Annotated in this window: 10 protein-coding genes; 5 read left to right on the forward strand and 5 right to left on the reverse strand. The window is 65.6% G+C overall.

What is annotated here, in order from left to right; genetic code table 11:
• Window positions 1–347: 347 nt before the first annotated feature.
• Window positions 348–1,568, forward strand: coding sequence for a threonine--tRNA ligase (gene thrS, locus DIE03_RS22655; protein WP_124454218.1), 1,221 nt, complete (start codon window positions 348–350; stop codon window positions 1,566–1,568).
• A 78-nt stretch (window positions 1,569–1,646) separates the two neighbouring features.
• Here thrS and DIE03_RS22660 read toward each other — a convergent pair whose 3' ends face one another.
• From DIE03_RS22660 to DIE03_RS22670, 3 genes are read right to left on the reverse strand one after another with little or no spacing between them, the layout of a single operon-like run.
• Window positions 1,647–2,375, reverse strand: coding sequence for a polysaccharide deacetylase family protein (locus DIE03_RS22660; protein WP_124454221.1), 729 nt, complete (start codon window positions 2,373–2,375; stop codon window positions 1,647–1,649).
• A 24-nt stretch (window positions 2,376–2,399) separates the two neighbouring features.
• The gene (locus tag DIE03_RS22665; RefSeq protein WP_124454474.1) at window positions 2,400–2,960 is read right to left on the reverse strand and encodes a hypothetical protein; all 561 of its coding nucleotides are present in this window, start codon (window positions 2,958–2,960) and stop codon (window positions 2,400–2,402) included.
• Between the two features lie 5 nt (window positions 2,961–2,965).
• A complete protein-coding gene (locus DIE03_RS22670) occupies window positions 2,966–4,111 on the reverse strand; it encodes a glycosyltransferase (RefSeq protein ID WP_124454472.1) in 1,146 nt (381 codons plus the stop codon).
• Window positions 4,112–4,659: 548 nt separating this feature from the next.
• Between DIE03_RS22670 and DIE03_RS22675 the strand changes: the two genes are divergently transcribed.
• The 3 genes from DIE03_RS22675 to DIE03_RS22685 all read left to right on the forward strand — a co-directional run bounded on the left by DIE03_RS22675 (window position 4,660) and on the right by DIE03_RS22685 (window position 9,465).
• A complete protein-coding gene (locus tag DIE03_RS22675; protein ID WP_124454223.1) occupies window positions 4,660–5,958 on the forward strand; it encodes a dicarboxylate/amino acid:cation symporter in 1,299 nt (432 codons plus the stop codon).
• 466 nt (window positions 5,959–6,424) lie between these two features.
• Entirely contained in the window at window positions 6,425–8,359 is a 1,935-nt protein-coding gene (locus tag DIE03_RS22680) for an SMP-30/gluconolactonase/LRE family protein (RefSeq protein ID WP_124454224.1), read from the forward strand.
• Between the two features lie 275 nt (window positions 8,360–8,634).
• Window positions 8,635–9,465, forward strand: a complete 831-nt coding sequence (locus DIE03_RS22685; protein WP_124454227.1) for a peptidyl-prolyl cis-trans isomerase — start codon at window positions 8,635–8,637, stop codon at window positions 9,463–9,465.
• Between the two features lie 31 nt (window positions 9,466–9,496).
• Here the strand turns inward: DIE03_RS22685 and DIE03_RS22690 are convergent, their stop codons facing one another.
• A complete protein-coding gene (locus tag DIE03_RS22690) occupies window positions 9,497–9,934 on the reverse strand; it encodes an N-acetyltransferase (RefSeq protein ID WP_124454230.1) in 438 nt (145 codons plus the stop codon).
• 42 nt (window positions 9,935–9,976) lie between these two features.
• Window positions 9,977–10,930: an ACT domain-containing protein gene (locus tag DIE03_RS22695; protein ID WP_124454232.1), complete on the reverse strand. Its 954-nt coding sequence runs from the start codon at window positions 10,928–10,930 to the stop codon at window positions 9,977–9,979.
• Between the two features lie 301 nt (window positions 10,931–11,231).
• Between DIE03_RS22695 and DIE03_RS22700 the strand changes: the two genes are divergently transcribed.
• On the forward strand, window positions 11,232–12,524 hold the full coding sequence (locus DIE03_RS22700) for an MASE1 domain-containing protein (protein ID WP_124454234.1): 1,293 nt from the start codon (window positions 11,232–11,234) through the stop codon (window positions 12,522–12,524).
• The last annotated feature ends 3 nt before the right edge of the window (window positions 12,525–12,527 follow it).

The following is a 12,527-nucleotide window of genomic DNA, read 5'->3' on the forward strand; positions in this document are numbered from 1 at the left end:
GTCGGCGGATGAGTCGCGTTCCGGCGCATGCACCGGCGACGATGCGCGCTACCGGGACGCCGCCACCCGCGCCTCCCAACACTTGAACCCGAGCCTCACGGCCCCGCCCGCGACGTATCGCGATTCGAACCGATGATTGACAGCTCGCACGAGGTTGACTAGATTCACCCCATGAACGCACGTTTCGTCACGACCACCACGACCACCACCACGACCGCCAACGGCGGGCCGGGGGGAGGTTGCACGTCGTAGGCCAGTGCGTCACATCATCCCAGGAGCCCCGCCGGAAACGGACGGGGCTTTTTTCATGCTCCGTTCGACCAGCACCCACGTCAACGGAGATCGTGATGGAAGAGTTCGACCATCGAGTGCTCGGCAGCAGACTCGATCTGTTTCACCAGCAGGATGAAAGCCCGGGCGCCATTTTCTGGCACCCGCGCGGCATGGTCCTATACCGGGTCGTCGAGGAATACATTCGCGTCCGGATGCGGCAAGCCGGCTTCGCCGAAGTCAGGACACCTCAGATTGTGTCGCGCGACCTGTGGGAGCAGAGCGGTCATTGGGAGAAGTTCGGGCGGAACATGTTTTCGCTCGAGAGCGACAGCAAGCCGTACTGCCTGAAGCCGATGAGCTGTCCGGGCCATGTACAGCTCTTCAGGAAAGGCGTTCGTTCGTATCGCGAGCTGCCGGTCCGCTACGCGGAATTCGGCGCGGTGCACCGTGCGGAGCCGTCGGGCGCGCTGCACGGGCTCATGCGTGCACGCGCATTCACGCAGGACGATGCGCACGTGATGTGCATGCCCGATCAGGTCGAGGTCGAAGTCGCGCGATTCTGCGTGCTGCTGAAGACGATCTACGCGGATTTCGGGTTCGACGGATTCGACGTGGCGCTGTCGACGAGGCCGGCGGTTCGCGCGGGCGACGATGCGGTGTGGGATCGCGCGGAAGCCATGCTGGCGTCCGCCGCGCGCGCGGCAGGGCTGGATTTCGCGCTGCTGCCGGGAGAAGGGGCGTTCTACGGCCCCAAACTCGAGTTTCATCTGCTCGACCGCCAGAGGCGGAAGTGGCAGTGCGGGACGATCCAGCTCGACTTCGTGTTGCCGGAGCGGCTCGGCGCAACCTATGTTGCGGAGGACGGCGCACGCGCGACGCCCGTCATGCTGCATCACGCGGTGCTCGGGAGCCTCGAACGGTTCATCGGCATCCTGCTCGAGCATTACGAGGGCTGGTTGCCGACGTGGCTGGCGCCCGACCAGATCGTCGTCGCGAACATCGGAGAAAGCGATCGCGCGTTTGCCGACGACACGGCGTTCGCTTTCGAAGCGGTCGGCTGCAGGGTGTTGCGGGACTTTCGTTCCGAGCGCCTGCCGCGCAAGATCTTCGATGCGCGGGAACTGGCCGCGCCGATCGTCGCGGTGGCCGGACGGAAGGAGGCGCTGGCGGGCGAGGTGTCGCTGCGGATGAGGGACGGGGAGCAGCATGTGCTGTCGATCGACGCCGCGCTCGCGTACTTGAAGCAGCAGGCACATGCGCCATCGGCGACGCACGTGTTTCGCTCGCGGGTTTGATCCGGCGGCAGGCTCGTCCGTGTGAGCGTTCCGCATGGACGGGCCGCATATCGATGCGGGGCCGGCGAAGGTGCCGTGCTACCCGCATGCCCGCGCCTTCAAACACTTGAACCACAGCCTCACGGCCCCGACTCCGCCCGCGACCGGAATCCGCGGCAGCAGGAACGGATCGTCGGCCGCACCGGCACACCCGCGTCGGGTCGTCGTTGCATTGCCGTAACCGGCAGCGATGACCTGATCGCGCACGCGCGCATCCAGATCGCCGTACGGATAGCAGAACGACTCGACGCAACGGCCGCTCAGCATTTCGAGTTTCCGCTTCGATTCGGTCAGCTGAAAGTCCGCTACGGGTGCCGACACATACGACAGCGCGACATGATCGAGCGTATGCGAGCCGATTTCATGGCCGTGATCGCGCCACACGAGCATGTCCTTGCATGTCATCAGCGGTGAGCGCGCGGTATCGGCTGCCGCATCCCAGTCGTTCTCGCCGCCGAAGCGGCCGGCGACGAAATAGCAGGTCGCGGTGAAGCCGAGTTCGTCCAGCACGGGCATCGCGTGGGTCAGTACGTTGAGAAAGCCGTCGTCGAACGAAATGCCGAAGACCTTCCCGCTGCGCTCGCCGCGCAGATACGGCTGCAGCTCGCGCACGCTCAATCCGCGGTAGCCGAGCCGCTTGAACAGTGTCATCTGGCGGCGGAACGCGTCGGGCGCGACGCTCAGGCTGCGCAGCCGGTCGGGCCACGGCGGTAGCGGACGCACCTGGTGATACATCAGGATCGGATGGCGCGTGGCGGACAGAAACATCGAAGGACCGTGAGAAGGGCGGGGTTACGCGGCCTTGCGGAAGATCCGCAGGGTCTTGAAGTCGCCGACCTCGACGAAATCGGCGTTCGCCGCCCATTGCGCGATGATCGGCTCGGCCTTCCGGTACGCCGACGAGCCCTTGTAGAACAGCAGGTGGCCGTTGGCTGCGGTATGGCGTGCGAACAGGTCGAGCACCTCTTCGTCGGTCTTCGCGCCATAGCGGCTGTTCGACTCGTCGCGGAACTCGCACAGATGGAACAGCGTGACGACGTCGAACGCCGGCAGCAGGCCCGAATTGCTCGTATAGATGTCGCCGAAATACGCGAGGTAGGTCTTGCTGACCTCCGGTTGCCGCGTGACGAGATCGACATACGACTTGTATTCCTTCGGCGACGCCGTCACGCCGAAGACGGTGTTGTTCAGGTGCGGCCGCGCGCATTCCACGCCGACGTGGTGATGACCGCCGGTGCCGAAGTGATAGATGCGCACGCCCCTGAGACGGACGGATTCCAGCCATTCGACGAAGTGCACATCGCACGGACATTCCTGTGTCCGCAAGTCCCAGTACTTCTTCCAGATATTCATGGCCATCAAACGGACCTCATGGATGTCACCCAACGGTAGGGGTTGTGTCGAATCGATTTCTGATAGACGGACAACGTCGCGTCGACGAAGGTGTCGAACGAGAACTCGCGCTTGCCCTTCAGCCGCGCGCTGCGGCCCATCGAACGGACGCAGCCGGGTTCACGCACGATCGCGCGCAGGATGGCTTCGATCGCTTCGGGCTCGCGCGGCGGAACGACCCAGCCGTCCACGCCCGGCTCGACGTTCTCGGGCAGCCCGCCCACGCGCGTGACGATCGCGGGGCAGCCGAGCGACATCGCTTCGCGGCACGCGTACGACAGGCTCTCGTGGTACGACAGCACGAACGACACGTCGATGATCGAGAACGGCGCCCGTACGTCGTCGAGGCGCCCGGTGAACGCGGTGCGCGACGCCATGCCGTGCCGCGCGATCTGTTCGCGCTGCTCGCGGGACGGCTCCGCGCCGACCAGCAGCACGCGAAACCGCTCGCGCTCGCTTTCGGACAGGCGGCCCAGCGCCGCGATCAGGTCCATCCAGCCTTTCTCCGGCGCGGTGCCGGCGCTGCTGCCCAGCACGATCGCGTCTGCGCCGGACGGCCCGAACAGCGCGATCTTGCGGCGGCGGATTTCGTCGCCGGCCAGTCGTTCGGCGGCCGGCCGGCGCACGCCGTGTTTCACGACCGTCACGTTTCCGTAGGGCGAGCGCAGCGCGAGCATGCTCGCGACATAGTCGCTGACCGCGATGGTGTGGTCGGTGGCGAGCCGCGCGCGCAGCAGGTTGCCGAAGCTGTCGGCGCGATAGGTGTTGTGCTTGGTGAGCACGACCGCGGGCCGGTATCGGCACCCGAGCAGCGCGAGCATCACCTGCCGGTGATCGGCGGACCCGTTCACATGGATGACATCGAAGCGCTCGGCGACGACCCGCCGGCGCAGCCGGACGATTTCCTGGCACAGCCGGTTCCAGCGCGGCTTGAATTCCATGTCGAAGATTGCCACGTCGGGGCTGTCCTTCAACAGGCGCGACAGGCGGCTTCCCTCCGGCGACGCGACGGTCACGCGGTGACGCCGGCTCATCGCGGCGGCGAGATCGCGAACGTAGGTATCCTGGCCGCCGCCGTAGTCGCCGTGGAAGTTGGTATACAGAATGTTCATCACGATGCCGCTTTTCCTCGATCATTCATCAAGAGGACTGCTTATGAAATGAATGGCTCAACCCGTCGGGAGCAATGACTCGGACACGGTGCCGCGTTGCCGGCCGCAATCGCGCATCGACGCCCGGGCGTGGCGTCAACGCGAATCATTTCCAAATATTACATATCGATTACGTATCGTAGTGTCGAGGTCTGCGCATCTTTGTGAGAATGTGTCGCGATCGCTGGACCGTGTGTTGCCGCCGGATCTGCTCCCAGCCGCCGCCCCCCGCTTCATCCGCAGCCGTCCCCACGCATCCGGCCCCATAAACAGCGCGCCGGATCGCAACAAAACCCGCCCGTCTGACGACATCTGGACGCAAATCAAGCGCCGCCGCTTTCAGATTTGAAAGCATGGACGCCATTTGCGTTAGAATGCCCCCCCTGTACGCCGAGGCGACCGCCAAACGCGGACTTGCCGCCCGCGCGGCGACATGGGTTCCGATTCGCAGCCGGACGCGAATGATTTGCCAGCCGTTAGAAACATACGCTTTGTGATTTGGATTACTAATGAAGAAGAAGCACAACATTACCAAGTACATCGTCGTCGCGATGATGCTTGGTATCGCCGTGGGTTACGCATGTCATAGCGCGTTTCCCGACCCGAAAATGGCGAAGGAAGTCGCCGGTTACGTGTCGTTGCTGTCTGATGTATTCCTGCGATTGATCAAGATGATCATCGCGCCGCTGGTATTCGCGACGCTGACCGTCGGCATCGCGCAAATGGGTGACGGCAGTGCGGTGGGCCGCGTGGGCGTCAAGGCGTTCGGCTGGTTCTTCATCGCGTCGTTCACGTCGCTGCTGCTCGGTCTGCTGACCGCGACGATCCTGCAGCCGGGCAGCCACCTGAGCCTGCCGCTGCCGCCTTCCGATGCGGCCCTCAACCTGAAGACGGGCGCCTTCACGCTGAAGGACTTCGTGGTCCACCTGGTGCCGAAATCGATCGCCGAGGCGATGGCGAACAACGAAATCCTGCAGATCGTCGTGTTCTCGATCTTCTTCGGCACCGCGCTGTCCGCGCTCGGCGATGCAGGCAAGCGCCTGACCGGCGTGATCGAGGATCTCGCGCAGGTAATGCTGAAGGTGACGGGCGCGGTGATGTGGTTTGCGCCGATCGCGGTGTTCGCGGCGCTCGCGTCGACGATCACGACCGAAGGGCTCGGCATCCTGCTGACGTTCGCGAAGTTCATGGCGAGCTTCTACCTGGCGCTCGCGCTGCTGTGGGGCGTGCTGACGCTCGCCGGCGTGACGTTCCTCGGCAAGCGTGCGTTCACGCTGATCCGGCTGATTCGCGAGCCGTTCCTGCTGTCGTTCGCGACGGCGAGCTCGGAGGCCGCGTATCCGAAGCTGCTGGACGCGCTCGACCGCTTCGGCGTGAATCGCAAGATCTCGAGTTTCGTGCTGCCGATCGGTTACTCGTTCAACCTCGACGGCTCGATGATGTACTGCACGTTCGCGGTGCTGTTCATCGCGCAGGTGTACGGCATCCATCTGCCGCTCGGCACGCAGATCACGATGCTGCTGATGCTGATGGTGACGTCGAAGGGGATGGCCGGCGTGCCGCGCGCGTCGCTGGTCGTGATCGCGGCGACGCTGAACCAGTTCAACATGCCGGAAGCCGGGCTGCTGCTGATCATGGGTGTCGACATGTTCCTCGACATGGGACGCTCGGCCACCAACGCGGTCGGCAACTCGATTGCGGCCGCGGTGGTCGCGAAGTGGGAAGGGCAGCTCGGTGATCCGCGCGACGACAACGAGTCGGACGGCGGCGTGGTGGCCGACGTGAAAGTACGGGAGACATCGGCATGATGCGCGGCAACGCGGCGACGCGTTGCCTCTGCCGTAGTCGATGACGATCGCCGGCCTGGATTCGCTACGGATCCAGGCCGGCGATTTGTCTTGTGCAGTGACTTTTCCTCTCATTCGGCGGCTTTTTCCGATTCCCCGGTAAAAGCGGGTGCCGTTTCAATCTGTCGTCGCGGGACAAGCGGCGATATTCCCGCAGGCGAGCGCCTGATTTTCTCCATTCCCGTTCCGGTGCGTAAGTGAACATTCACTGTCGCGCAGTCGCGCTTGCCGCAAGCGTGAGCGGGTCGCAATTTTTTTCGATTTATATGACGTTATTCTCGCCCTGCTCATTATCGAAGGCATGCCGTACGTAATACCGACTGCGCCAGATGATTCGGGGGAAGAATTTACGCAATTGCGAATTTCAAGCCCTCTGGCCGGCCGGTCCCTCATGTGAATGTCTGCATCATTCAGGAGAGCATCCGTCATGGTCGCCGGAAAACGAATCCAGGCTGCGCTTGTCGCCGCAGCGATCGCCGCGCTTGCGCCGGCCGCGCACGCCGGCAATACCACCGACTGGCTGGCGAACACGTACGGCACGCTCGCGGCGCACGTCGGCAACGTCGCACGTGCGATGTGGGTCGCGCCCGAAGGCGTGATCTACACGGCGTCGATGTGGGACGAGGATGAAGGCGGCGTCGCGATCTACCAGAACGGCAAGAGCGTCGGCTCGATCGGCACGCATTCGGAATTCCAGGGCAGCGCGATCACCGGCAACGCAACCTCGCTGTTCGTCGCGCTGCAGCCCGGCAAGACGTACGGCAGCGGCGCGGTGGGGCGCTACAACCGCGCGACGAAGTACCGCGACCGCGTGATCCAGATCAGCGCGGCAACCAACCAGCCGCGCATCGACGTCGTCACCGGGCTCGCGACGGCCGGTTCGCTGCTCTACGCCAGCGACTTCTACGGCAATCGCGTGCGCGTATTCACCACCGACGGCGTGTGGCAGCGCGACATCAACGTGTCGGCGCCGGGCGCGCTCGCGGTGGACGGTGCGGGCAACGTGTGGGTCGCGCAGAAGAGCGCGGGCGCGATCGTCGGCTTCAGCCCGGCGGGCGCGCTGCTGAACACGATCCGGATGCCGGCCGGCTCGCAGCCGTCGGCGCTGTATTTCGATGCGGCGGCCGCGCAGCTGCTGGTGGGCGACGAAGGCCCCGACCAGAACATCAAGCGCTATACGGTGGCGGGCCGGCCGGCACTGGCGGGCACGTTCGGCGTGCGCGGCGGCTATCTCGACACGACGACGGGCATCAAGGGGCAGGTCGGCGCGCAGCGCTTCACGCGCATCGCCGGGATCGGCAAGGACACCGGCGGCAACCTTTACGTGCTCAACAATCCATGGGGCGGCAGCTGGGATCTCGGCCGCAACGGCGCGACCGACATTCATGCGTACAGCAGCACCGGAAGCCTGCGCTATACGCTGCAGTCGCTGAACTTCGAAGGCATCGCCGCGCCGGACCCGGTCACGGACGGCGCGCTGTTCTATGGCGGCACACACGTGTACAGCGGCACCGCGGGCGGCAAGTTCGTCGCGAACACCGTCGACCCGTTCGCGTATCCGGCGGACCCGCGCATCAACATGAGCGATACGCAGCGCGACGAACACTTCGGGCTGCTCACGTCGGTGGGCGCGAACCGGATCCTCGTCGCGGCCGGCCAGAATCCGCCGGTGTTCTACTTCTTCCATTTCAACGCGGCGAACGGCTATATCGCGATTCCGGACGGCTCGATTCCGGGCGCCGCGTTCAACACGACGCAGCGCGTGACGAGCGGCTTCAGCCTCGACAGCAAGGGCGGCGTGTGGGCCGGCCTCGACAAGACCGGCGCGATCACACATTACCCGCTGACCGGCTTCGACGCGAACGGCAAGCCGTCGTGGGGGCCGGGCGTCGCGACGCGCATTCCGGCCAGCATCCTGCCGCTGACGCGCATCGTCTATCTCGCGGATAGCGACACGATGGTGCTCGCGCAGGGGGCCGTCGGCAGCAACGACTGGACGTCGATCGGCACGCGCATCGAGGTGTATCACGGCTGGAGCGCAGGCAACACGACGAAGCCCGATCCGGTGATCACGCTGCCGCACAGCGGCGCGAAATCGATCGACGCGGTCGGCAACCATCTGTTCGTCGGCTACTGGTTCAGCAGCAGCGGGCCGCTGTGGCCGAACGTCGACGCGTTCAACCTCACCACCGGCAACCTGGATACCACGCTGGTCAATGCGAGCCCCGCGACCGTCGATACCAGCAGCGCGATCGACGCGATGTACAGCATCCGCGCGTATCGCCGGTCGAACGGCGAGTACGTGGTGATGAAGAACAACGTGAAGGGCAACAGTATCACCGTGTACCGCTGGACGCCTTGAGCGGCTGAACGTGCGGCCGCTTCGGGCAGCGGCCGCACTCGCGAAGTGAGGAACGCAATCGGCGCGTTTTCGCGGGATTGCCGCACAACACGCATGCAATGAACGGCGCGCACACTGTGCGTCGTGCCGCGTTGCGCGGCGCTTCCCAACCTCCCGACGCGGAAATGCGGTTCCGTGCACAATGGCAGCGGCACATGCGGACGCTGCGTGTGCGTGCACGATGAACCGGCGCGGCCGTCCCTGCCGTGCTTCTTACGCTCGAAGCGACGAAAACGATGAAGATGAAGACGACACCGAACCGCCTGTTGCTGATTGCCGCGCTGGCCGGCGCATTGAGCGGTGCTGTTCACGCGCAGACGGCAGCGACCGTGGCGACCGTCAACGGCACGCCGATCACGCAGGCCGACGTCGATACGCTGCTGCGCGCGTCCGGGCAGCCCGACTCGCCGGAGGTCCGGCAGGCGATCAAGAACCAGCTGATTACGCGCGTGCTGGTGCAGCAGGCGGCCGAAAAGGCGAATTACGGCGACAAGCCCGAGGTCAAGGCGGCGGTGCAGCAGGCGAAGGTGACGGCCGAGGTGCAGCTGTACCTGCGTGACAACGTGAAGCCCGAACCAGTGACCGACGAACAGGTGAAGGCGCGCTACGACGCACTCGTCGCGACGCTCGGCAAGAGCGAATACAAGCCGCGCGTGATCGTCGTCAAGGATCCGGTGACGGCCGCGACCGTGCTGAGCGAGCTGAAAGCGGGCAAGTCGTTCGACGGGCTCGCGCGGCAGTACAGCATGGCGCCGAGCCGCGACAGCGGCGGCGAACTGCCGTGGGTGAGCTTCAACACGCCGGCAGCGGAAGGCAAGACGGGCGGGTTGCCGCTGCCGGTCGCGCAGGCGCTCGAGAAACTGTCGGTCGGCGCAGCGACGAAGGATTCGATTCCGGTCGACGGCGTGCGGGCGATCGTGAAGCTGGATGCGAAGCGGCCGACGCAGGTGCCGGGTTTCGAGGCCGCGAAGCCGGCGCTTCAGCAGCAGCTGCAGGCGATCGCGGTGGAAAAGGCGAGCGCGCAGATGATCGGCAATCTGCTGAAGGACGCGAAGATCACGCAGTAATCGAGAAGCGACGGCGTCGCAACGGCGCGTGTCACGCGCGCCAGATCATGCTTGCGCTCGTGTCGGTTTCCGACGCGAGCCGGAAGCCGAGCCGCTCGTAGAGCCGGCGCGCCGGGTTGCCGTGCAGCACGCTGAGCGAGACCGCCACGTGCTCGCGTGCAGCGTCGGTCAGCAACGCGTTCAGCACGGCCTCGCCGATGCCGCGGCCCTGGTGCGCGGGGAGGATCTGGATCTGGTGGACGTGCCATTCGCCTGCGGCGCGCGTCACCTTCAGCAGGCCGATGGCCTCGGCGCCTTCGCAGACGATCATCGCGTCGTCGAAGTGCGCGCGGATGCGCTGGTCGTGCGCGGCGTCGTCGGTCGGCGCGCCGACGCGCTGCAGGTGCTCGGTCATCGTCAGTCGACGGAGCGTCAACAGGAAGGGGAGATCTTCCCGAGACGCGGCACGCAGATGGGTCGCCGGTTTCATCAGTGATGAGAGGTTGCGTCGGGCGTGAGGCTGCGACGTGGATCACAGGCCCGGCAACTGAATCTGCAGGCCAGCCGCGCGATGTTCGAGGACATCCGTGACCTCATACTCGGTTTTTGCACCGTCTGAAGTTTGCCACTGCTGCACACGGACATTGCACAAGAGCACGTCCCCCTTGCTGAAACTGATCTGGCTGTTGTTCACGCGCGACAGGAAGCCGGCATCGGTGATCGTCGCGCGAATCGTCGACGTGCCGTCGTACAGCCGCCACTTGTTGTCGTCCTTGAACGCGAGCGACACGATCGAGAACGCCATCTTGCGATGCTCATCGAGCAGGAGCGCATCGGTTGGCTCCGGCGCATGAAACCATGCCATCTCGTTGCGGGCGACCATCTCGTACACCTCGGTATCGGTGCCGACCGCAAAAATCTCGATGCCTTCGCGCGCGAGCGGCGCGAGCACTTGCGCGGTTGCACGGCGAACGCGGACGTCGCGCAGCAGCGTGAGAACGGGCAGGTCGATTTCGAGTTCGTCGCCGTCGACGTCCAGCACCGCGGTGCGGTCCTGCATCCGCACGTTCGTGATCTCGCGCCCGCGCAGCCATTTGAGGACGGCGAAAAGCCCCTTCCTCGCCATGGGTGCCGCGATGCCGAGCGCGGTCAGGATCGTGACCGCATTGGCGAGCGCCGTGCGTTCGTTGCCGCTCAGCATGTCGCGCATGCGGCCGAGCAGCGAGGTCGCGAGCGTGAAGTCGATGCCGAAGCTGCCGGTCTTGAAGCTGCCGCGCACGTTGACCTGCGGCCGAACCTGATCGCCGCATAGTGCGCGCGTTGACACGTCGAGCAAATCGCCGAAGGCGAGCAGCGCGGGCGCGAGTTCGCGCACGTCCATCTCGGATGACTCGAGCGCGGGCCCGTCGTACGTGACGCGAAATCGGCTCATCGCGTCGAAGGGGCCGAGATCGGCCGGGCCGGTACTGTTTTCATGTGCGGTCATGTGGAATGCGGGTGTGAGACGTGGACGATACCCGAAACGAACGCTTTCGGATGCCTTTCATCGTAGGGGCGAATGGCCGACCTCGCGCGATTTTGGCCATCCGGACAAGACGGCATGCGGACGTGTCCCGATGGCGCCCGGCAAGCCACGAACTTTTCCGATACTTTCCCGGTCACACTCGCCAGCTTGGCGGGAGGCGCCGGTGCCCCGAACGTGCTGCCGCCTCCCGGTATTCCGCCGTTCAGCTCGCCCGCCTATCATTCGCACATCGCACGCACGGCGTCATACACAGGGATTCTCGATGGACACCAAACGATCGCGGCCGGGGCTCGTCGCCGCGCTGCTCTGGGCGGCGCTGTATCTCGCAACCGGCTACATCTCGCACGAGTTCAACGGCCCCGTCCGGCTGACGGGCTACATCTGGCTGCCGGCCGGCGTCACGGTCGGCGCGTTCATGCTGCGGCCGGTGCGCGACTGGCTGACGCTGGCCGGCGCGTTCCTCGCCGGCCAGCTCGCGCTGACCGCGATCGAACACGGCAGCCTCGTCAACGCGCTGCTGTTCACGATCGACGAGGTCGGCGCGGCCGCGCTCGCGGTCTGGCTCGTGCAGCGCGTGCGCTTCTCGCTCGAAGGGCTGTATTTCCTGCGCTCGGTGATCCTCGCCGGGCTGATCGCGGGCGTCGTCGGCGCGATCGGCGGCGCGGCGTGGTACACGACGGTCAAGGGCGCGCCGTTCTTCGACGTGTGGTCGGTGTGGGCCGCGTCCGATTTCGTCGGCGTGCTGCTGGTCACGCCGGTGCTCGCATCGTGGTCGCGCTTTCGCGCGCATCGCTCGGGCGACCACGAGCGCTTCGACCTGATGCTCGGCATCGTCGCGTTCGTGTTGCTCGCGCTCGTCGCGCTCGTGATCTTCGACGGCGACACGTCGCGGAAATTCGGCACGGGCGCCGGCTTCGCGCTCACCTACATCCCGCTGTTCCTGACCGTCGCGGTGACGCTGCTGCTCGGCGGCCGCACGGGGTCGTCGTCGGTGCTGGTGCTCGCGCTGATCGTGATCGCGCAGACCGCGCAGGGCGACGGCCCGTTCTCGTCGTTCCACGAACACTACGGCAGTGCGCTGCTCGAGGCGCAGCTTTATCTGGCGGTCGCGTCGCTGCTGGTGCTGACGGTCAGCACGCTGAAGACGACGCGCGAACGCGTGCACGAGCATGCGGCCGTCCTGCAGAACAACATGGAGCTCGCGCTCGCGAGCGCCGGTCAGATCGCGTACGTGCTCGATCCGGAGTCGGGCCGGATCGACTGGAGCGGCGACGTCGAGCGCGTGTTCGGCGTCGGCGTCGATGCAGCGCAGATCGCGAGCGTGCCGCTCGTGCTCGAACGCGTGCAGCCGGGCGACCGCGAAGCGCTGAACGACTACTGGAACGCGGAGATCGCAGGCGAGGATCGCGCATCGCTGTCGCTGCGCATCGTGCTGCGCGACGGCGGTACGCAGACGATCACCGACCACGGCGCGCCGCTGCTCGATTCGAACGTCGACGTGACGGTGGTCGCGGGCGTCTGGCAGATCGAGCGCGTGTGGCCGGCGGACGAATGAGCG

It is taken from the genome of Burkholderia sp. Bp8992 (assembly GCF_003853705.1).
Taxonomy (GTDB): Bacteria; Pseudomonadota; Gammaproteobacteria; order Burkholderiales; family Burkholderiaceae; genus Burkholderia.

What these genes read in the sequence shown, in the direction of transcription:
- thrS (WP_124454218.1), top strand. Translation starts at nt 348, where the DNA reads ATGGAAGAGTTCGACCATCGAGTGCTCGGCAGCAGACTCGATCTGTTT.
- DIE03_RS22660 (WP_124454221.1), bottom strand. Translation starts at nt 2,375, where the DNA reads ATGTTTCTGTCCGCCACGCGCCATCCGATCCTGATGTATCACCAGGTG.
- DIE03_RS22665 (WP_124454474.1), bottom strand. Translation starts at nt 2,960, where the DNA reads ATGAATATCTGGAAGAAGTACTGGGACTTGCGGACACAGGAATGTCCG.
- DIE03_RS22670 (WP_124454472.1), bottom strand. Translation starts at nt 4,111, where the DNA reads ATGAACATTCTGTATACCAACTTCCACGGCGACTACGGCGGCGGCCAG.
- DIE03_RS22675 (WP_124454223.1), top strand. Translation starts at nt 4,660, where the DNA reads ATGAAGAAGAAGCACAACATTACCAAGTACATCGTCGTCGCGATGATG.
- DIE03_RS22680 (WP_124454224.1), top strand. Translation starts at nt 6,425, where the DNA reads ATGGTCGCCGGAAAACGAATCCAGGCTGCGCTTGTCGCCGCAGCGATC.
- DIE03_RS22685 (WP_124454227.1), top strand. Translation starts at nt 8,635, where the DNA reads ATGAAGATGAAGACGACACCGAACCGCCTGTTGCTGATTGCCGCGCTG.
- DIE03_RS22690 (WP_124454230.1), bottom strand. Translation starts at nt 9,934, where the DNA reads ATGAAACCGGCGACCCATCTGCGTGCCGCGTCTCGGGAAGATCTCCCC.
- DIE03_RS22695 (WP_124454232.1), bottom strand. Translation starts at nt 10,930, where the DNA reads ATGACCGCACATGAAAACAGTACCGGCCCGGCCGATCTCGGCCCCTTC.
- DIE03_RS22700 (WP_124454234.1), top strand. Translation starts at nt 11,232, where the DNA reads ATGGACACCAAACGATCGCGGCCGGGGCTCGTCGCCGCGCTGCTCTGG.